We start from the raw sequence: 21,793 nt of genomic DNA on the forward strand, positions 1-21,793 counted from the left end.
ATATAAGAAACTTCAATACTGGCAGCATAAAAATCATACTTTTGATTCTTTTTTCTATAATTTGTAGAAAAGTTTAAAAATCTGAATGTACATTTAGTGAATGATTTTACTAAAAAAGGCGGTGGGACAGAAATTGATAGACAAAGTCTCGATTTCGTAGTCCCAGCCCCGCGAGGATGATTAGGACCTTTTTGGAGTCTAAAAGACGAACAAAAAGTTCAATCAGCTACCGCGTCAAAGTTTGATGGCTAATAAAAAGTGAGGTCGGGATCTTTTATCCCAACCTCTTTTACGGACTATCAAACTGATATTTCCTTATAGATTATTGACTAGATTTCCCCTTTTCCAAAAGCTTGATCATCTCATTTTTACGTTCTTCAAGCTCGGCAATTTGCTGAAGCAAAAGCTCTGAAAAATCACATTCAAGCTCTTCAGTTTCGCCACTATTATACCAATCTAGAGCTACTATATGATTGTCCTTATCAAAGCAGAAAATCACATCTCCATCCCCGATGATAGATAGAAATGGAATATAGTCAACAAATTCTAAATCATGTAATTCCTTAGTTTTTATTCGAATGTCTAGGAAGTCTGGGATGCCATTTGCAATTCCCAAGACCTTGATACCTCGGCAGAAGGTCCAAAAAGGGGCTACATCGTAAGCCTTGGCTCTTGGCCATAGCTCTTCCCTGACTTCCATAAAGAGACCTCCCAGAGCTGACATGGTGAATTCCCTGAAATCTTCTGGCAGACGAATGCCGTATTGATTTTCAAAATCCTGAACATCTTCTTCCGATGGTTCATTGCCCATGCAGGCGACAACTTGATAAGTTTCCTTATCATAGTGACGAAAATAATCATAAACTTCCTTGAGTGCCATCATTTTATTCCTTTTTATTCAGAAACAGTAACTACAAATCCAGCTGGTAAGATAACCTCTTGTTCAGCTTTAAGCTGGCAATGACTAGCTAAATCAACAGAGTCTCTTTCTAAAACAAAATTCTCTTTAGACTGGTTAAAGATAGCCTGAACTTCTTTCCCTTCGTAGTTCCAGGTTAATGACAGAACATCTGGCTTCACTTCTTCTAGCTTATTGGTTCCATATTGAATAATGCTTGAAATTTCCTTACGGACCTTGATTAATTGCTTCATGAAATTCAGCATATCATTGTCCTCAGAAACACGGTCCCAAGGCATGACACGACGACAATCAGGGTCTGGTCCCCCTTTAAGTGCCAGCTCTGTTCCGTAATAGATACAAGGGGTCCCTTTTTGAAGGTAGAGGAAGGCAAGGGCTGCCTTGACATGCTGCACATTTCCTTTGGCAGTCGTGAGGATACGCTCTGTATCGTGAGAGTCTAAAAGGTTAAACATGACCTCTGAGATTTGTTGCTTATAGTACATAGACTGGCTATTGATTTCTGAAATGAACTGCTCCGTCTTTTTATGCTGACGCAAGAAATAGTCTTTGATACTTTCAGAAAGAGGGTAGTTCATAACCGCATGGAACTCATCCCCTTTCAGCCAAGGTTGTGAGGTATGCCAGATTTCACCTAAGATATACAAATCAGGCTTTTTAGCGAGAACTGCCTTTCTGAAATCTCTCCAGAACTGATGGTCAATTTCATTGGCAACGTCCAAACGCCAAGCATCGATATCAAAATTCTCAATCCAATAGGTCGCAACACTTAAAAGATAGTCTTTGACTTCAGGATTGGCTGTATTTAACTTAGGCATATAGCTAGCAAAGGCAAAAGTATGATAAGGGAGTTGTCTTGGATTCTGAAGTTTATCCTCAGTAACTGGGAATTCTTGGATATGGAACCAATCTTTATAAACTGAGTTTTCTCCATTTTTTAAGACATCTTGCCATTGGGCAGACTGATCTCCGATATGGTTAAACACTGCATCTAACATGATTTTGATGCCCCGTTTATGGGCTTCCTCTACTAGATTACGAAAGACTCCCTTGTCTCCAAAGTGACGGTCAATTTCAAAATAATCCGTAGTATCGTACTTGTGATTGGTTGTAGCTTCAAAAATCGGACAGAGATAAAGTCCAGTGATTCCCAAATCTTTAAGATAGTCTAAATGGTCGATAATCCCTTGCAAGTCTCCACCAAAAAAGTCATCCCTTTCAGGAGAAATCTTTGCATCCCACTCGCGAGCTCCATTTGGAGTTAAGCTAGGATTTCCATTAGCAAAGCGTTCTGGAAAAATCTGATACCAAACAGTATTTGAAACCCAACTTGGAACTTGGCAACCGTCAATTTCATGAATGTAAGGTAGCTTGAAACCATTACCCTCAGCATCCAAATTTTCCTGAGTATATTCTACACATCCCTTATCACCATAGTAGACACCATGATCTTCCTTATCAAAGAGTTCAAAAAGATACTGTATCCGTGCAAAATTAACCGACACTGTAACCTGCCAATAATCAAACAAGGCGTCTGAGGTTACTTTGGTCATTTCCTTCTGAGCTTCATATTTATCCTCAATGAAAATAAAGGGGTCCCCATAGTGTAAGATGACCTTCTCGATATCATTTTTCTTGGTTCTGATTCGGATATGCAGCTGGTCTTCTTTGTAAAGATATGCATACTCTGATTCTGGTCTATGATAAATGGCCGTTAATTCCATAGTTTATCTCCTAAATAATCTGCCACAGTTCTTGCGTAAACGTTTTCATAATTGCTAGTTCTAGTATACTATTTAAAGATTCGATTTGCAATACTTGGTCAAGATTCATAATAAAACACCCCAAAAGTTAATGTATTAGATTAACTTTGGAGGTGCAACTATGTTTTTATTTATAATTAAAGGTTTCCCCAGCTAACTTATCTGCCAACTTGGGAAAGAGGGTGTAAAACTTATGGGCTAGATTGAGCAAGATTGGAAGATTGAGTTCCCGTTTGTTTTTTCCTATGGTTTTGACAATCTTTCTAGCTACTGCATCTGGCTCGAGTAGGAAACGGTCAACTGACTTAAGGTAGGTTCCATCCGGATCAGCCTGGTCAAAAAATCCTGTACGAATCGGACCTGGATTGACCGTTGTCACATAGACTCCATAGGACATAAGTTCGAGACGTAAAGCATTTGAAAAACCAATAGCCGCAAACTTAGTCGCTGAGTAAAGACTGGACTTGCCAGTCGCTATCAAACCAGCCATACTAACGATATTGATGATATGGCCTTTTCGGATCTCCTTCATACGAGCTGCAACCAAACGAGACAGATTCATTAAAGCAAAGGTGTTAACTTCAAACATCTGATGAATATCTTGATCAGAAATCTTGTCAAAATCTTCAAAGATCCCGTAGCCAGCGTTATTAATCAAAACATCAATCTTTCCATAGCGCTGGTAGAGTTCAGCTACTAGGCATTCTAGGGCTTGAGCATCGGTAATATCAATCTCAACCAATTCAGCCTGTGGATGATTTCCGTATAGTTGAGCTAATTTTTCTCTATTTCTACCCAGCAAAATCAATTGATCATTGGGCAAGAGTTTGACCATTTCTTGAGCTAGACCACCACTAGCACCCGTAATGAGAATCGTAGACATATTTATCCTTTCTCGAGATCCTAGATTTCCACTTCTTCTAGGTCTTTAACCACATGGACATTTTCAAAAATTGTTGCCGCATCTTTCTTTAGCTGGCTGATATCTTTTGAAAGAAAGCGTGCACTGATATGGTTGAGCAAGAGTCGTTTGGCTCCTGCTTTTGCCGCTACCTGAGCAGCTTGCATATTGGTTGAGTGACCGTGGTTGCGGGCAATCTTTTCGTCTCCCTTGCCATAAGTCGACTCATGGACAAGAACATCTGCATTGACACCAAGACGCACACTGGCATCTGTTTTTCGAGTATCTCCCAAAATGGTAATAATCTTACCAGGTCGCGGTGCTGAAATATAATCTGCTGCCTTGATCTCGGTGCCGTCTTCTAAGACGACATCCTGACCGTTTTTAATTTTTCCAAAGAGCGGGCCGAATGGGACACCAGCAGCCTTTAGTTTCTCAGCATCCAAGGTACCTTCTAAGTCCTTTTGCATGACACGATAGCCGACACAGAAAATAGTGTGATCCAACTCTTCTGCATACACAGCGAATTTATCCGTTTCAAGGATTTTCCCAAGAGAATCTTGGTCAAACTCATGGAAATGAATCTTGTAGGGCAAACGTGATCCAGACACACGTAGACTAGTCAAAACAAAAGACTTGATACCTTGAGGTCCATAGATTTCCAAATCTGTCTGCTCTTCATTTGCTTGAAAAGCACGACTGGAGAGGAAACCTGGCAAGCCAAAGATATGGTCTCCGTGCAAGTGTGTGATAAAGATTTTGCTGATTTTTCGTGGTCGAATCGTGGTTTCCAGAATGCGATTTTGCGTTCCTTCGCCACAGTCAAAGAGCCAGACTTCGTTAATCTCGTCCAAGAGTTTCAGGGCGAGACTTGAAACGTTGCGGGCTTTAGAGGGCTGACCAGCCCCTGTTCCTAAAAATTGAATATCCATTCGATACTTTCTAATTAATTAAAATATAACATAGCGGTGCGGTTTTCTGAGCGATAATAAAGCTTACCAGTAAAGGCTTTAGCTTCTTGTAATAAATCTTCTTGACTATAACCTTTGAGACGCTTGCGACCATCTGCCAAGCTTTCCAAGTCAGTTAAAGCTGTTAAGCTTTCTACACTAACTATTTCCTCATCCCCGACAACCTTCATGTAAATTTTTCCAGACTCCTCAAAGACTAGCTGATGGGGGAAAATTTGCGCAATTTCAAAAAGTAAGTCAGCTGTGATTGCTTCCTCATATTCAGAGAAAATGCGACCAAGGCCTTCTCTCTCATAGCAAAAACCAAAAGATTTGCCTGATAGATTCAGACGAATAAAGGGCTTGCTTTCTTCCGTGAAACTTGGCTCAGCATTGTAGAGGTTCAGTTCCTGGCTGACTTCCGCAAAATAATCTGTCGCAGCTTGAGGACTTTTTTTCTGGTAAAGTTCTGCAAAGTAGGCATTAACTACGCTGGGGGGAGGGGTGATGAGGGCTAACTGCTCTTGGTCAGACCTACCAGCTAAAAGCTGATCCAGATAGACCTTGTCTAGACTTGTATAGCCGCCATATTTGAGAGCCAATGATTTGATGTCAGTCATAAAATTCTTCTAATCTCCATTTGTTTTTCTCAGCAATGTAGCCTGTGATGACCTCGCCATCATCTTGGTAGTCATGCTCTTCAAGAATCGCAACACTTTCTAAATCATGAATCTTGTAGGACTTAGAAAAAGGCACGCGCAAAGTAAAGGGTTCAAAAATTTCCTTGATCTTATCTAGCAATAAAGCTTGCAACTGTTCTCGACTATCTTTAGACTTGGCAGAAATCAATGCATAAGGCGTTTGAGTAGGCGTGAAATCTTCCACCAAATCCGCTTTATTATAAAGGGTCAAGCGAGGAATATCCTCCATGTCCAAGTCTTTCATGATGGAAAGAACTGTTTTTTCATGTTCCTCATGATAAGGATTGCTGGCATCGATAACATGAACCAGAAGATCTACATGCTTGCTTTCTTCCAAGGTCGACTTGAAACTAGACACCAACTCTGTCGGCAAATCTTGAATAAACCCAACGGTGTCCGTTAAAGTCACCTGTAGATTGCCACCAAGATGGATGCTTTTAGTTGTCGCATCCAGAGTCGCAAAGAGCTCATCTGCCTCATACTGGGTCTTGCTAGTCAGAGTATTCATAATAGTTGACTTACCAGCATTGGTGTAGCCAATCAAACCAATCTTAAAGGTACTTGACTCCAAACGTTTTTCTCGAACTGTCGCTCGATTTTTCTCAACGACCTTGAGTTGACGCTCGATATCTGTGATCTGGTTGCGAACACTACGACGATTAAGCTCCAGCTGACTTTCACCTGGACCACGAGAACCAATTCCCCCTGCCTGACGGCTAAGCATAATCCCCTGACCCACCAAACGAGGCAAGAGGTACTTGAGTTGGGCTAGATGAACTTGGAGCTTCCCTTCATGGCTTCGAGCTCTCATGGCAAAGATATCTAAAATCAACTGCATACGGTCAATGACTTTAACACCCAAGACTTCCTCTAAATTGACATTTTGTCGAGGTGTCAGACGGTTGTTGACAATGACAGTTGTGATTTCTTCTGCATCCACCATTTGAGCAATTTCTTCCAACTTACCAGATCCGACAAAGGTCTTAGAGTCGTATTTTTCACGTTTTTGTCTGTAACTATCGACTACAACTGCACCAGCCGTCTTAGCCAGACTAGCCAGCTCTTCCATGGAGAGGTCAAAATTATCCATGCCCTGGAGTTCAACTCCAATCAGCAGGACCCGCTCCTCTTTTTTCTCAGTTTCAATCATTTAAAAACTCCTCAATCTGGTTTAAAATACGGTCTTTTACACCAGATTCTCCTATCTGATAAAAGGTCACCTGCATGCGATTACGGAACCAGGTTAGTTGACGCTTGGCAAAACGACGGGTCGCCTGTTTGAGACTGTCACTGGCCTCCTCCAAACTCTGCTCCCCTCGAAAATAAGGAAAGAGTTCCTTGTAGCCAATCCCTTTAGCAGCCTGCACATCTGGATAATGGTCAAACAGCCACTTGGCTTCGTCTAGAAGTCCAGCTTCAAACATCAGGTCCACTCGATGGTTGATTCGCTCATAGAGTTGACTCCGCTCATCATCCAAGCAAATAATCAGCGGATCATATAAACTTTCTTGATTTTTCAAATCTTGACCGAAATGGGAAATTTCTAAAGCACGCATGGCACGACGACGATTAAACTGGGGAATTTCAAGGCCTGTTTGCTCTACAAGATGGGCTAACTCCTCATCTGAAAAAGGATCTAGACTAGCACGATAAGCTAAAATCTCCTCATGAGGTGTCTCCCCACCTAAATGATATCCTTCTAGCAGACTCTGGATATAAAGTCCTGTCCCACCTGCAATAATAGCGAGCTTACCTCGACTTTGAATATCCTCAATGGCTGCCTTAGCTTCTGAAACAAAATCAAAAGCCGAGTAAGACTCGGTTACTTCTCTCACATCAATCAAGTGATGAGGGACAGTTGCCTGCTCCTCCGGACTTGCCTTGGCTGTCCCAATATCCAGTCCTCGATAGACTTGTTGGCTATCTCCACTAACTACTTCACCATTAAAATGCTTAGCAACTTCAATGGCTAGAGCTGTTTTTCCAACTGCAGTCGGTCCAACAATCACAATTATTTTTGTTTTCATCTTTTTTCCTTGAAAAATTCCCATTTTTTCGTTACTATTATTATATCACAAAAAGGTCAGTCAGAAAAATGCGACCTCTTGAGGTAGCTGGCTGATTTATAAGTTAAAGGAGGAATACTCATGGCTAAAGGATTCGCTAAAGGTCTTGTAACAGGTGTCGCAGGAACTGTTGCTGCAGTTGCAGGTGCAGTATACGCAGTTAAAAAGAAAGTGATCGAACCAGAAGAACAAAAAGCAGCTTTCATCGAAGAAAATCGTAAGAAGGCAGCTCGCCGTCGCGTATCACGTTAATAAACAAAAGAAGTTGGGATTTTTTCTCAACTTCTTTTTTTTCTATTCTTTTATACTCAATAAAAACCAAATAGGAAAAGGAATCTAGCGTGGTTTGAAGAGATTTTCAGAGAGTATTAAATGGCCAAGTCAAACTTCAATTGCGGTTTCACAGGATCATAGTCAACCAACTCAAAGTCCTCCGCTTTGATGTCAAAGAAATTAGTCTTGTCTGGTACATTCAAGACCAAACGTGGTTGGCAATTTGAAGGCTCACGACGAAGCAATTCCTGAGCTTGTTCAAACTGATTATCATAGATATGGAGGTTGTTGATGAAGTAGAAGAACTTTCCAACTTTCCAACCAAAGTGTTTAGAAATCATCATTTGAAGAGCTACATACTGCATGGCATTGATATGGTGGGCCACCAGCATATCATTAGAACGCTGGGTCAAGGTCGCATCCAAATAGATTTCCCCATCTACACGACGGACATCAAACATAGTCTGAAAGGCACATGGAAGAAGGCCGTCTGTCTCCTCAAAAGCCTGATAATCCCAAAGTGAAATGATATTACGACGGTTCCAAGGATTGGCTTCTAACTGTTTGAGAATCTTGTTAATGATGTCATGCTTCTTAACAACAGCCCCATAACGTTCCCCAATAGTCCCTGTATCTCCAACTTCCCAGTCATTCCAGTAGTGAACATTGTACTTGCCATTGAGAACTTCTAGGCTATTGGACTGGTCTTGGTAGATCCAAAGCACTTCTTTTATAGCTGATTTGATAGCAATTGGACGTAGGGTTGTAATGGGGAATTCCCCCTTAAACAAATCATACTCTGCAAAGGCCCCTGTGATGTACTTGGAGTTAGCAACAGTCCCATCCTTGTACTTGGGACGAGCTTGTTCTGAAAAGACTCCTTCCTTAAGGATTCGCTCGATATTTTCTTTAAAAATCGTGTCTGCTTTTGTCATTTACTCTCACCTCAATTATTGTCTTAACTAGTATAGCATAAAAAAAGAAAGGAGGAAAATCACTCGCTTACAGAAAGCAATTTTCTCCTTTTTATGTTTATTTATTGCAAGACAAGTGATGCTGCTCCGATAACTCCAGCGTCATTTCCTAGAGTTGCAAGAGCTAGCTTAGTTGTTGTGCGTACTTGTGGGAAGGTATTTTCGTCATAAACCTTTTGTACACCTTGGAGAAGGAAATCTCCAGCAGCTGATACCCCACCACCGATAACAATCGTTGATGGATTTAGGATAGAACCGATGTTGGCACATGCAATACCCAAGTAACGTGAGAAGTTACGGTAAACGATCAAGGCAAGGTCGTCTCCTTCTTTTGCCAAATCAAAGACAGTTTTAGCTGTTACTTCTTCTCCGTCATCAATCAAGCGTTTTAAGGCTGCATCACCTTCATACTCATCTGCGTAACGACGAGTCAAGTTGACAATACCTGTTGCTGAAGCTACTGTCTCAAGACAGCCTTTTTTACCACACGTACATGCGATTGGTTGGTCAAAGTCAACTGTGATATGTCCAAGTTCACCTGCAGCACCTGCAACACCGTGAAGTAATTTTCCTTCTGCCACGATACCGCCACCAACACCTGTACCAAGTGTCATAAAGACAACGTCTGGTTGGTTTTCACCAGCACCCATCCAGCGCTCACCAAGAGCTGCCACGTTAGCGTCATTGTCAATGAAGAATGGAATACCCAAGGCTTTTTCCATTTTTTCTTTGATTGGTTGAAGAGTTTTCCAGTTCAAATTGTAGGCACCGATAACAGTCCCTTTTTCACGGTCAACCACACCAGGTGACCCCATACCAATTCCACGAAAATCTTCAGCAGACAATCCAAGCAAGCCCAAACGATGTTGAATAGTTTCAATCATATCGTCTACGATATGGCTTCCTTCATCCAAAATGTTAGTCTTGATAGACCATTTTTCTTGGATTTCTCCTTCTTGCGTTAAAATAGCGAACTTGATAGAAGTTCCACCAAGGTCAATCCCAATAATCTTTTGACTCATTTTTATCTCCTTTATGATTTATCACTTTCATTATTATTTTATCAAACTTATTTCAGCAATTCAAGAAAACTTCTGGTTATTTCTACAAACTCTTTTGGTTTTGCCTTATTCAAGACATGAGGGCCATTAGGGATAATCTCAAACTGCGAATTCGTCATCAGTTCTTGAATAGCTTTCATTGAACTGAGATTAGGCTTATCCTGACTACCACAAATTAACAAGCTTGGATAGGGACAATTCTTTGCATTCTCTCTTAAATCAAGTGTTTTTAATTCTTCGGAAACTCCAACCATAAGAGCCTTATCTGCCCCCTGCTTCTCATATATCCTCTTAGGAAGCAATTTGAATATCAGCAACTGAATGTAAAAAGGAATGTTACCTGCTAATTTCAGTGGACATCCTGACAAAACCAAGGCCTGAAGATTTGGTATCTCAAAACTTGAAAGCTCCAATGCAAGTGCAGCCCCTAAAGATAAGCCAACTAAGACAAAAGGTTCTGTTTCCTTTGATAAGTGCTGATAAATGCATTCCTTGGCTTCTTGGTAGGTCCCAACTCCTGAAGGAAATAAGTCCAGGGCTTCAGAGGGATAATCTGCCAGCAAATCCTGAACTTCTTTCCAACTATCTGCTGACTGTCCCAAACCGTGTAAAAATATGAGTTTCAATTAGTTCTCCTTTACTGACAATTCATACAAGCCTCTGACGGCATTACAGCCATAGATAGCTTCTGCTTGATTCAAATCTGCTAAAGTCAGAATTTTCTCTTCTACTTGCCCATTTTCAAGCAAATGTTGACGATAAATCCCTGGTAAAAGACCAAGAGTGCTAGGTGGTGTATAGAGCTTGCCATTAATTTTTAAGACCAGATTGCCAATAGAGGTTTCAAGCAATTTTCCATCAGCAGTGTGATAGATGATTTCCTGCTCTCCCACTGTCAAATGTGGTCGGTGTGTCGTCTTAAAGTAGGTAAAGGCCTGGTCCAAATCAGCTTCTTGCAGACAAAGTTTAGCCTGACAGAAGCCAGAACTAAGTGGTGTCAATACTTGTCGATCAATTTCTATTTCTCCAGACTTATTGAGACTGATTCGCAAACGATAGTCTTGGTGGAGATCACAAGCTCGACACTCTTCATCTATCCTTTGTCTCAAACTATCTTCATCAAATGGAAAGGCAAAGTAACGACTAGCCTTTTGCAATCTTTCTAGATGTTGATTTTTAAAGAGCAAAGTTTTCTGGCTGATTTTTCCTGTCGTAATCAGCTTAAAGCGAGGCTGTTTGCGATAAAGAACAGCAGCCTTTTGCTGGACTTCACGGTATTCTGACTCCCAAGTACTATCCCAAGTGATGCCTCCACCGACTCCATAGATGGCTTGCTCTCGATGCAGTTGAATGGTTCGAATAGCTACGTTGAAAATCCGTCTACCATTGGGAAGTAAGAGTCCAACAGTTCCACAGTAAACTCCTCTTGGTTGGGGCTCGAGGTTCTTGATAATTTCCATAGTCGCTATCTTGGGAGCTCCTGTGATGGAGCCACATGGAAAGAGCGATCGAAAAATTTCAACTAGGTCAACATCCGGTCGTAACTGACTCTTGATGGTTGAAGTCATCTGCCAAACAGTCGAATACTGCTCCACTTGACACAGACGCTCTACATGCTCACTGCCCACTTCAGAAATACGGTTCATGTCATTGCGCAAGAGGTCCACTATCATCATATTTTCAGAGCGATTTTTGGGATCCTGCTCCAACCAAGCTGCTTCTTTCAAATCTTCAGCATCAGTCAGACCACGTTTAGTCGTCCCCTTCATAGGACGAGTTGTCAGTTCACGATCATTTTGTTCAAAAAAGAGTTCTGGACTCATGGAAATCACTGCCATGTCGTCATGTTCAACATAGGCATTGTAACCTGCCTCCTGCTCTACCACCATGCGATTGTAGATAGCAAAAGGGTTAGAAGTCAACTCCTGCTTGAGTTGAACGGTGTAGTTGACCTGATAGGTATCTCCCTGCCGTAAATGATGGTGAATCTGGGCAATCGCCTTTTCATAGTCCTCTGCAGAAGTTACTTCCTGCCAGTTTGATGGCAAATCCACCTCCTCATAAGTCAGAGGAATGCTGGATGTTTCAACTTTGTCATGAACAGTAAAGTAAAGCAAATACTCGCCCAGTAGAGGAACCTTGTGAACTGCTAGTTTTTCCTCAAAAGCAGGTGCAGCCTCATAACTGACATAACCTGCTACATAAAAGCCTTGCTCTTGGTAGTTTTCCACTTGAGCTAATAAGTCTGCCACTTCTGCTAAATCTCTGGTTCTTAACTCTTTGATAGGCTGGGTAAAGGTGTACCGCTCGCCCAAAGCCCTAAAATCAATCACTGTTTTTCTATGCATGTCCTAAGTATACCATAAAAGCCAGACCCCAAACAGGAGATCTGGCAATTTTATTCTTTGAGAATGATAAAGTAGATGTCACTTTCTAAGAAAATCTGAACATAGCATTCTCTTTTATCACACCGACTTTTTATCTATCCTTTAGGAAAGAGTTCAGATGAAAAGGCATCTGTAACCTGTAATAGTTTTTGGAAGACTTTTTTCTTCAGAGCTACTGTATAGTTTGCAACTGAGCCTCCATACTTAAAGTTTCGGTAATCCGTTTCTACTGCTTGGTCAAACAAATCTTGCAATTTCTCGTAAGAATCAATTTGCTGGCCATCAATTTCAAAACTATGAATTCCTCGTTTTGCCTTGGCAATAATAGCGTCAAACCAGGCCTTCTTCCATTCTTCCAAGTTCTGGAACTTGCCCTTCGAAACCTTCTGGATGATGAAATCATCTCCAAGGGTGTCACGTCCCTCGCTTAACGCCTCATCCTTGTATTTATTAGAAGCATAGCCTAGGAAACCATTTTCGTAGCCATAATAACCCCACATACGGAAGGCATTATGCTTGAAGGATAGGGCTCCTGGAGCTCCCTGACTTGTATTTCCACCATAAATAGCATCCACCATCTTGACATTGACATAAGCTGTCTTGAGTTCTTCTGGTCGGTAAGTTCCTTGGTAATGCCTATTGGTGATGATGTTATGTTTGATTAAGTCATCCACAGAATTTAGCTGAGTCTTGGCTTCCTCATCTGTCAATGGACGGACATAGTCCCACTGGTTTGGAGCAAGGAGTTTATTATCTTGGTCCTGATGACGCATTTGCTTGGTCATCTTGCTGAACCAAGCCTTCTTCAAAGCCAGATCATTCTTAGCAAGAACGCGGTCCCCTTCCAGATAATCTAGAAGCATCAAGGTCTCATTATAACCTTTCATGTAGTGGTCAATCTGCTGGCGTGTTTGCAACTTGGTTGGATCTGGATTGTACCACTGATCCCCATCATTTGGTCGCATGTAAGTCATATTGAGCCCGAGAGCGCCATATTCACCCTGATGGCCTTCACCTTACTTGTTTTCAAAATCAAAAATTTTCAGGAGTGATTCCACCACGTTCGATTAAATTGCCCAACCGCTTCTAAAATTCAAATTCTACACTTCTTATGAATTAAAATATATTTCTAGTAAACACTTTTTAATAATCTCAAAATCACTCAACATAATCCAACAAATATCCATAACCCTTTTCTTCCATTTGATCCTTAGGAATAAAACGGATGGACAGACTATTGATACAATAGCGTAGACCTCCCTTGTCCTGAGGTCCATCTGTAAAGACATGTCCTAGGTGGGAATCCCCTGTTCGACTTCTGACTTCCGTTCTGACCATATTGTATGACTTGTCTTCCTTATAGGTAGCAACATCTGGACTGATCGGCTGGGTAAAACTTGGCCAACCACAGCCCGATTCAAATTTATCTTTCGAAGAAAAGAGAGGTTCGCCAGTCGCAACATCCACATAAAGACCTGCTTCAAATTTATCCCAGTAACGATTTGAAAAGGCACGTTCTGTTTGACCATTTTGAGTCACGGCATACTCCTCTGGAGACAGGAGTTTTTTCAATTCATCGTCGCTCGGTTTTGGATATTGACTTGCATCAATAACAGGATAGGCTGCTTGATTGACATTGATATGACAATAGCCGTTAGGATTTTTCTGGAGATAATCTTGGTGGTAGTCCTCAGCCACAATAAAGTTTCTTAAGGCTTCCTTTTCAACCGCCAGAGGCTGGTCGTACTTCTTAGAAACTTGGTCAAAAACTTGATTGATGACTTCTAGGTCCTGCTCGTCCTTATAGTAGACACCAGTCCGATACTGAGTCCCCACATCATTTCCCTGCTTATTTTTGCTAGTTGGATTGATAATGCGGAAATAATGGAGCAAGATTTCTTTTAGAGAGATTTGTTTGGCATCATAGGTCACATGAACAGTCTCAGCATGCCCGGTTTGGCCGATCAATTCATACTGGGTTGTTTCTCCTCTCCCATTCGCATAGCCAGAAACAGCATCTGTCACACCTGCCACTCGAGAAAAATACTCTTCAACTCCCCAGAAACAACCTCCAGCTAGATAGATATCATGTAAGTCAGCATCTTTACTTGATTGAGTTTTTTTCGTGACTTTTTGCCCTTGACTAACTGCTGCCTTCTCGATTTGAGTGGTATCTGTGTAGCTTGCGCTCCTTTTTTCCAAAAGAAATAAAAATCCAATAATAATGCAAATGATGATTCCAATGAATACAATTATTTTTAATTTATCATTCATGATGAGCCTCTAATCTATGCTTTTTAGCATCTGTAAAATAGTTTCTTTGTCCATAAAACCTGGCTGGGTCTTGACTAGTTTGCCTTCTTTATCGATAAAAGCCTGAGTCGGATAAGAACGAACTCCGTAACTCGCCAAAAGTTGTCCCGAAGGGTCTAACAATACTGGTAAATCTTTATAGTCCAAGCCCTGATACCATTTCTTGAAGCCTTCTTCTGCTTGCTCGCCTTTTTGACCAGGAGAAACGACTGTCAAAACAACATAATCATCGCTTTCTTCTTTAGCCAGCTCATCGGTATCAGGGAGGCTGGCTAGACAGATAGAACACCAGGAAGCCCAAAATTTGAGATAGACTTTTTTACCTTTGTAATCTGATAGATGGTAGTTTTTCCCATCAACTCCCATGAGTTCAAAATCTGGAACTACTTCTCCTTTTTTTGCTACCTGAGAGCTAACTTGCGCTTGTTTGTCTCCATTTTGTTTGTCAGTTTCGCTTGTTGTCTGATTTTTACAAGCTGATAGACAAAACAAACTAGTGCAGACCAATACAGTTGCTTGCCATGTTTTCATCTTCATCACCTTCTTTTTTGTTATATGAATATAGATATTCACTTTGTAGTTCTATTATATACCTACCTTGCTAAAAATACTTAGAATCTGTTTGGAAAATTCTTAAAACTCTTGGAAACCAAAAAACTCCCACCTGCTAAGCAGATGAGAGTTTGAGATTATTTAAAGATAGAAGTTTTAAAGCTATCTGTTTGTTGAAGAAGTTTCTTGAAGAGTTTTTCTTTAAGTGATACGGTATTATCAAATTTGACAGATCCGTTACTTAGAGTAGCCTTATCTTTATCAACTGCTTCAGCAAATGCGCGTTTCAAGTCTTCATAGCTATTGTATGTTTTACCATCGATTTCAATAGACTGAATTCCATTTTTGGCACTTGTCACCACTTCTTTGAAGTAAGCTTTCTTCCATTCTTCAAGATTGTTGAATTTTCCTTCAGAAATCTTGCTAATGATGAAGTCATCACCTAGAGTATCTTTTCCAGCTTTTTTAGATTCAGCTTTTAGCATGTTAGAAGCATAGTTTAAGAAGCCTTTTTCGTAGCCATAGTAACCCCAGATTCTGAAAGTATTGTGTTTAAATGACATGGCTCCAGGAGCACCTTCACTTGTGTTCCCACCGTAGATACCTGCAGTAATAGGTACAGTGACATAAGCAGAATCAAAGTCAGTTGGGTTGTAAACTCTGTTGCCTGGACCACGGTTGGTCATGAAGTTGTTCGTAATTAAGTCATCTACTGTGCGTAAAGGAATAGCTTTTTCCTCATCACTTAAAGGTCGAACCTTGTCGAATTGGTTCTTGGTGTTATTTCCTCGGTATTGCTTATCAACCTTCTTGAACCAAGCATTGTTTAAATCTTGATTTGCTTTATCGAGGACAGCCTCTCCTTCAAGATAATCCAGAAGCATAAGAGTGTCGTTGTAGCCCTTCATGTAACGATCAATTTCGTCACGTGACTTCAGATCATTTGGATTGGTGTTATACCATTGATTGCCATCGTTTGGACGTTCATAAGCCATGTTGAGACCTAGGGCTTTGTATTCACCATTTGGATTTGATACTGATGGAGTTTGCAACATTCCTTGTGCAAATGCTTCCAAATCAGTACCTTCACGGTGTCTTGAGCCACCCAAGTATACCATACGGTCATTTACGTGAGTTGTTTCGTGGGTAAAGGCAGAAACCCCAAAGTCACTAATCATATCCGTAACCATGAAGAAGACAGAATCATCTTTATATGGATTCTGATAAACGCGAGCCACAGCTCCCATACGCCAGTCAGTCGCATGATAACGTCCTGTAGGTCCGTATAATTCACGGATAGGCGCCACATCTTTACCACTATTAGTGTGACCGTATTTATCAGTACTAATATCTTTATAGTTTTGGTTATCCAAAACAGGTGTTGGAACCATGTTGTTGCTCTTCAAAAGTTGATTACGAACTTTATCGATTGATAGACGTGACCAGAAGTCTAAATAATTCTGTTGACCTTTTGCAACCTTATCGATTTCAGCTTTAAAGGCATTACGTTCTGCTTCAGTATACTTACCATATTTTTCAAATGAACTATAAGCCATTGTATTGTAAGTTGAAATCAAGAACATATGGGCATCTTTCAAGTTCAAGAGTGGCAAGATCATCTTACCATGCACATCGTTGTTTAAACCTTCGTAGGCTCTGTGTTTCTTATCGGCAAACTCAGGAGTTGTTGTTTTTGGTTCAACGATATAGACATTGTCTTTGGTTGCTTTGATGAACCAATCATTTAGGTCTTTGTCTTCTGTGAATAGACGCATATTATAGTCTAAGAAACTGTTTAACTCGCCGATACCGATAACTCCACCGATAGCTTCACGATAAGCTTCTAGAGTTCTATCACCTTTAATGTTACTTTCCTTAGAACCAATCTGAATCAAGAAGTCTAACACACTTACATTTTTACCATAGAAGTCTGGTTTGAACAACATGAGTTGCTTGATATTGAAGTTATCAAACTTTACTCCGTAATAACGGTTAAGGTAAGATAGACCAAGGAGAACCGCTGCCTTGTTATCATCAATTTTCTTGATCAAAGCACGTTTAGCAGCCTCATCTGTGTTTAATTGATGATCTTCATTTTCAAGCAACTGTTTCACAAATTTAGCCAGATTATCCTTGACTTCTTTGAAGCTTTCTTCTAGGTAAAGATCTTTGATAGCGTTAACTTTATTTGGTCCTGTTCTACCAAGTTTTTGGTAAATTGGATCTGATTGTAGCTCAACTGGACTTAATTTTTCAACGATAGCATTGATAAGATCGCTACGGTCTTTGTCAACCATATTAGGTGTGTAAACAACTTCTCCAAGTTCAGCAATGCTGTACTCTTTCACTTGTTTAACCTTAGATTCTTTCAGAGAAACAGTAAAGATGTCTTTGGTCTTGTCAGCATAATGCACCAAAATGTGGTCAGCATCAGCCAATTCTGTCACAAAGGCATTGCCTTTCATGGCAGTTACAGACAAGATTTCTTTAGTCAAGAGAGGACTGCCTGCAGCCAATTTGTTTCCTTGGTTTACGATCCATTCTTTATTATAGAAAGGTTGTAATTTTTCGATATTACGGTAGGCAAGTTCACGAGAGGCATCGTAATCTTGAGTATCTTTATAAGTATCAGCTTTTACTTTCTTATTATTGAGAGTATCCTCAACAAGAGGTTTAATTTCAAACGTATCAGCAGTGATACCGAATTCAGCGATCTTTTTATTTGCTTCTTCAAGACTGATTTCTTGAATTCTGTTAGTACGAGAACGTTTGAATGAACGTTTACCAGAGCTGACATCTTTAACAACATAGTTTCGCTCAATCCAATCGTTTGTATAGTAACCGTCTTCTTCGTCTAAGTCTTTTGAACCGTAGAACTCTTCACCATTTTCAACTTTCATCATTGAAACAGTATCAGCAACTCTACCCCATGTCCAGTTTTTACTAATGAATCCACCAACCTCAACAGGTGTCTTAACATTAATGGTTCCTTTAGTAACAGCATTACGAACAGAAGCATACTTGTCGATTCCATTAGGATCCGAACCATTATCAGATCTAGCAAGAAGACCACCAACACGAGCTTTATTTGCTGTAATATCAGCATCTACATAAGCGTGTTTGATATTCCCTCTCCAAATTTCACCGGCAATACCACCAATATCCCAGCCTTTGTCACCAACACCAGTAAGTTTACCAATGAATGCGACATTTTTAAGTAGGCCACCAACATCTGCTTTATTGACAATACCAGCAATACCATCTTTACCAAGAACACTACCAGTCACCTTGACATTCTCAACTGTAGCATTTTTAATCGTTCTTGCAAGTGGTGAAATATTTTCAGCCCAAGGCATATTGATATCAACGTTACCTAGGTTAACATTTGTAACCGAGCCACCCTCGATATTATCGAACAATTGACGAGCCATATTGTGGATTGTGTACTGCTTTCCTTCAACACTTGTTAAAGTTCCACTAAACTTACCAGGTACATATTGTTTATTTGGTGTTGGAACATTAGCTGCATTAAGATCAGCACCTAGTTTAAATGTTCCATTTTTATTGTCCTGCATGGCCTTTACAAGATCATTGAAATCGTAATAAACATCACCTTCATGAGCTTTTGGCTTAGCAAAGTAATGGACATATTCTTGACTGAACTTGTTGTCTGAATTACGCTGAATTAAATCAGGGGCTTGGGCAGTTACTTTGTACAATGTTTTACCATCTACAGTAACTTCTTCAATCTTGTCAACAGCTAGTCTTGTAACCTTGTTATCATGAGTTGTCACTTTCAAGTAATAAGGTTTAACATCTGATGGTTTAGCTGACAATAGACTATTATCAGTTTCTACACCTTGGTCATCAACACTGATAAGGCTGGTTTCCTTGATATTTTTGACTTCGACTTTTTTGAGATCAAGTCGCAGTGGTTCTTCCGTGAGAACAACTTCTTCGTTCCCATTTCCACGATCGTAAACCATCTTGGTTGCAATCTTGTAGTCCTTGTAGTATTTCAAGTCTGTAAGATTAGCAGTCAAATCTCCCTCAGACATGTTGACTGTTTGAAGGCTAGTGTCTCCGTCTTTCAAGACAACTTCAAGAGATTTAATGGTTACACCTGTTGGTTTGACCAATTGGTAACGAACCTTGGCACTACGCTCTAATTCTTCTTTATCAATTTGAGTAATTGTCAACGTTGGCGCAGCGAGGACTTGATCACCTTTCTTAATGAGACGATCTTGCGCAGCTTCGACAACTTCCTCTGAAATAGTTGGAGCATCCGCAGTTTTCACGCCCTTAAGAGTCTTATAGACTTTGGTAATCTTTTTCTTACCGTTTTGACCAGCTTGAGCAACAACTTCTGTTCCCTTCGGAAGAGTGCTGTCTACTTCTGTTCTTGTCTCGAAAGGAATTTCTTCAAATGAAACTTCTTCAACTTTACCTTCAATAGCCTTGGTACCACGACTAATTTTTTCGTTTACTGGAGCCTTAACAGTTTCTGTACTCGTGCTGATTGGGTCCCCAACTTTTTGGCCATTGACTGTCTTATAGACACGATGAATCAGCTGACTTCCTGCTTGACCATTTTGAATTACTGTTTCTTCATCAGTGTAGCGAGTATCGTCATTTACATACTCTCTTGTATATGGAACTTCTACAGTTTCAGTTTCTGTGATAGTTGCTTCAGCTACTGTATACTCTGGTAATTCTGGCTGAACTAGGGATTCACCTTCGTGGCCTTCTTCTTGAGTTCCTTTTGCTGTGATTTCGCCGGTGTAGGCGGGGTTTTCTGGCTGAACTAGAGATTCGCCTTCGTGGCCTTCTTCTTGCGTGCCTTTGGCTGTAATCTCGCCTGTATAAGCTGGAGCTTCTGGTTGAACTAGGGATTCACCTTCATGACCTGATTCTTGAGTTCCTTTAGCGCTAAGTTCGCCTGTATAGGCTGGTAATTCTGGCTGAACTAAAGACTCACCTTCGTGACCTTCTTCTTGAGTGCCTTTTGCTGTAATCTCACCTGTGTAAGCTGGGGATTCTGGTTGAACTAAGGACTCACCTTCGTGACCTGCTTCTTGCGTGCCTTTTGCTGTAACCTCGCTAGTATAAGCTGGTTGTTCTGGCTGAACTAAGGACTCACCTTCGTGGCCTTCTTCTTGAGTTCCTTTAGCGCTAAGCTCACCGGTGTAGGCTGGCAATTCTGGTTGAACCAAAGATTCGCCTTCGTGGCCTGCTTCTTGAGTACCTTTGGATGTAATCTCGCCGGTGTAGGCTGGGGCTTCTGGTTGAACCAGTGATTCACCTTCGTGGCCTTCTTCTTGAGTTCCTTTAGCGCTAATCTCACCGGTGTAGGCTGGCAATGCTGGCTGAACTAGGGATTCGCCTTCGTGACCCTCTTCTTGGGTTCCTTTGGCTGTAAGCTCGCCGGTGTAGGCTGGCAATGCTGGCTGAACTAGGGATTCGCCTTCGTGACCCTCTTCTTGGGTGCCTTTAGCGCTAAGCTCGCCGGTGTAGGCTGGCAATGCTGGCTGAACCAAAGATTCGCCTTCGTGGCCTGCTTCTTGCGTTCCTTTGGCTGTAAGCTCGCCAGTGTAGGCTGGCAACTCTGGTTGAACCAGAGATTCACCTTCATGGCCTGATTCTTGAGTTCCTTTAGTACTAATCTCACCTGTGTAAGCTGGCAATTCTGGTTGAACCAGAGATTCACCTTCATGGCCTACTTCTTGAGTTCCTTTAGCAGTAGCAATTTTCTCTGGTTGGTCTTGGAAATCTGATGCTTTAAAGTAACCGACGTATTCGTATCCTTCGATTTGAATGACACCTTTTGCCAAGTCCTCTTGACTACTTGCTGCAATCGTTTGATTGTAGGACACTAGGATTTTATTCTCAAATGCTTGAGCTGACTGAGGGATAAAGTAACTACCACCTAGCGCTCCAATAAAGAGAAGACCCAACATTTTATTGCGGTGTTTTTTAGACATCACCACAACAACCAAAGACGCTGTTGCAAATCCAAGAGTTGCCAGTGCTAACTCCTTGCTTCCAGTGTTCGGCAATTGTTGAGAATTCACTTCCTTCTTTCTGTAAACAAGATAGACAACATCATCTTGCTTTAAATCAGAAGGAAGTTCGCGATGAATCAAAGCCTTTTCTGCTTCTGTCAATTCTTGCTCAGCCAAATAACGGTAATGAACTTGGCTAGGTGTCGCTACTTCGTTAGCTGCAACAGTTTCAACTAAAAAGTTATTTGCCCCCAAAAGAAATGTCCCGATAACCGCAGAACCTACACCAACTGAGAACTTCCGAATAGAGTATTTAATGACTCTATCAAACTGCATTTTTCTGTTTTTCATTTTAAATCTTTCTAATGTGATCTATTGGATATTGAGCACGCGCCCCTCCAATGAGTTTTGGTCGACTAGCAAGTGCTGTCACATGAGCCAGACCAATCTCTCTTAAGACTGGTCGAATGGGTACCTGAACATGTTTGATATGCATACCGATAGCTGTATCACCAATGTCTAGACCAGCATCTGCCCTGATAAATTCGACCTCCACGGGATCCTTCATATAGCGAAAGGCGGCCAATTGACCAGAACCTCCTGCATGTAAGGTCGGGAGTACACTCACAATCTCCAACTGATGTTTTATAGCTACTTCTCGTTCAACAACTAAAGCCCGATTGACATGTTCACAACCTTGAACAGCCAGTTGAATTCCCTTAGCCGTCAACAGTTCCAACATAGTCTTGACAATAAGTTCACCGATTTCCTGACTCGAATCTTTTCCGATGTGTCCTCCCAGCACTTCACTCGAAGACAACCCCAAGACAAATAGTGCTCCCTCCTGTAAAGAAGCCTTGTCTAGTACATCTTCAAGAATCTGCTGTGTTTCTATTTGAATCCGTCTTTGGTCCATATTTCACCTCGCTTT

General features: G+C 41.0%; 16 protein-coding genes and 1 pseudogene. 1 reads left to right on the forward strand and 16 read right to left on the reverse strand.

The genetic code is table 11. The annotated features are described in order from the left end of the window. Positions 1–322 precede the first annotated feature (322 nt). The 7 genes from O3611_RS01515 to miaA all read right to left on the reverse strand — a co-directional run bounded on the left by O3611_RS01515 (position 323) and on the right by miaA (position 7,261). A complete protein-coding gene (locus O3611_RS01515) occupies positions 323–880 on the reverse strand; it encodes an SMI1/KNR4 family protein (RefSeq protein ID WP_371607589.1) in 558 nt (185 codons plus the stop codon). Between the two features lie 14 nt (positions 881–894). Continuing rightward, the gene (locus O3611_RS01520; protein WP_371607590.1) at positions 895–2,643 is read right to left on the reverse strand and encodes a glycoside hydrolase family 13 protein; all 1,749 of its coding nucleotides are present in this window, start codon (positions 2,641–2,643) and stop codon (positions 895–897) included. A gap of 166 nt (positions 2,644–2,809) precedes the next feature. After that, positions 2,810–3,565, reverse strand: a complete 756-nt coding sequence (locus O3611_RS01525; protein WP_075232410.1) for an SDR family oxidoreductase — start codon at positions 3,563–3,565, stop codon at positions 2,810–2,812. Between the two features lie 20 nt (positions 3,566–3,585). Continuing rightward, complete coding sequence (gene rnz / locus O3611_RS01530; RefSeq protein WP_075232411.1) at positions 3,586–4,515, reverse strand: ribonuclease Z; 930 nt, start codon at positions 4,513–4,515, stop codon at positions 3,586–3,588. Positions 4,516–4,529: 14 nt separating this feature from the next. Then, positions 4,530–5,153 carry a cystathionine beta-lyase gene (locus O3611_RS01535; protein WP_075232412.1) on the reverse strand — a complete coding sequence of 208 codons (624 nt, stop codon included), beginning with the start codon at positions 5,151–5,153 and terminating at the stop codon, positions 4,530–4,532. Next, positions 5,146–6,384: a GTPase HflX gene (gene hflX, locus O3611_RS01540; RefSeq protein ID WP_075232413.1), complete on the reverse strand. Its 1,239-nt coding sequence runs from the start codon at positions 6,382–6,384 to the stop codon at positions 5,146–5,148. Before hflX ends, O3611_RS01535 begins: the two co-directional genes overlap by 8 nt. Beyond that, complete coding sequence (gene miaA / locus O3611_RS01545) at positions 6,377–7,261, reverse strand: tRNA (adenosine(37)-N6)-dimethylallyltransferase MiaA (protein ID WP_248034742.1); 885 nt, start codon at positions 7,259–7,261, stop codon at positions 6,377–6,379. Before miaA ends, hflX begins: the two co-directional genes overlap by 8 nt. Positions 7,262–7,381: 120 nt before the next feature. Between miaA and O3611_RS01550 the strand changes: the two genes are divergently transcribed. Beyond that, on the forward strand, positions 7,382–7,552 hold the full coding sequence (locus tag O3611_RS01550; RefSeq protein WP_060956055.1) for a DUF3042 family protein: 171 nt from the start codon (positions 7,382–7,384) through the stop codon (positions 7,550–7,552). A 116-nt stretch (positions 7,553–7,668) separates the two neighbouring features. Here O3611_RS01550 and O3611_RS01555 read toward each other — a convergent pair whose 3' ends face one another. From O3611_RS01555 to O3611_RS01595, 9 genes and pseudogenes are all read right to left on the reverse strand, one after another. After that, positions 7,669–8,508: a thymidylate synthase gene (locus tag O3611_RS01555; RefSeq protein ID WP_248034741.1), complete on the reverse strand. Its 840-nt coding sequence runs from the start codon at positions 8,506–8,508 to the stop codon at positions 7,669–7,671. Positions 8,509–8,609: 101 nt separating this feature from the next. After that, the gene (locus O3611_RS01560; RefSeq protein ID WP_075232415.1) at positions 8,610–9,569 is read right to left on the reverse strand and encodes an ROK family glucokinase; all 960 of its coding nucleotides are present in this window, start codon (positions 9,567–9,569) and stop codon (positions 8,610–8,612) included. Between the two features lie 47 nt (positions 9,570–9,616). Then, on the reverse strand, positions 9,617–10,234 hold the full coding sequence (locus O3611_RS01565; RefSeq protein ID WP_075232416.1) for an alpha/beta fold hydrolase: 618 nt from the start codon (positions 10,232–10,234) through the stop codon (positions 9,617–9,619). Next, on the reverse strand, positions 10,235–11,956 hold the full coding sequence (pabB, locus tag O3611_RS01570; protein WP_075232417.1) for an aminodeoxychorismate synthase component I: 1,722 nt from the start codon (positions 11,954–11,956) through the stop codon (positions 10,235–10,237). It abuts the gene before it with no gap. A 134-nt stretch (positions 11,957–12,090) separates the two neighbouring features. Beyond that, positions 12,091–12,987: pseudogene (locus O3611_RS01575) on the reverse strand (ZmpA/ZmpB/ZmpC family metallo-endopeptidase); the annotation flags it as partial. Between the two features lie 166 nt (positions 12,988–13,153). Further along, the gene (gene msrB, locus O3611_RS01580) at positions 13,154–14,269 is read right to left on the reverse strand and encodes a peptide-methionine (R)-S-oxide reductase MsrB (protein WP_371607591.1); all 1,116 of its coding nucleotides are present in this window, start codon (positions 14,267–14,269) and stop codon (positions 13,154–13,156) included. Between the two features lie 9 nt (positions 14,270–14,278). Continuing rightward, on the reverse strand, positions 14,279–14,839 hold the full coding sequence (locus O3611_RS01585; protein WP_311523737.1) for a redoxin family protein: 561 nt from the start codon (positions 14,837–14,839) through the stop codon (positions 14,279–14,281). 158 nt (positions 14,840–14,997) lie between these two features. Further along, positions 14,998–21,213, reverse strand: a complete 6,216-nt coding sequence (locus tag O3611_RS01590) for a ZmpA/ZmpB/ZmpC family metallo-endopeptidase (RefSeq protein ID WP_371607592.1) — start codon at positions 21,211–21,213, stop codon at positions 14,998–15,000. Position 21,214: 1 nt separating this feature from the next. After that, the gene (locus tag O3611_RS01595; protein WP_371607593.1) at positions 21,215–21,778 is read right to left on the reverse strand and encodes a TIGR01440 family protein; all 564 of its coding nucleotides are present in this window, start codon (positions 21,776–21,778) and stop codon (positions 21,215–21,217) included. Positions 21,779–21,793 lie beyond the last annotated feature (15 nt).

The organism is Streptococcus sp. 27098_8_91, assembly GCF_041432385.1.
Lineage (GTDB): Bacteria > Bacillota > Bacilli > Lactobacillales > Streptococcaceae > Streptococcus.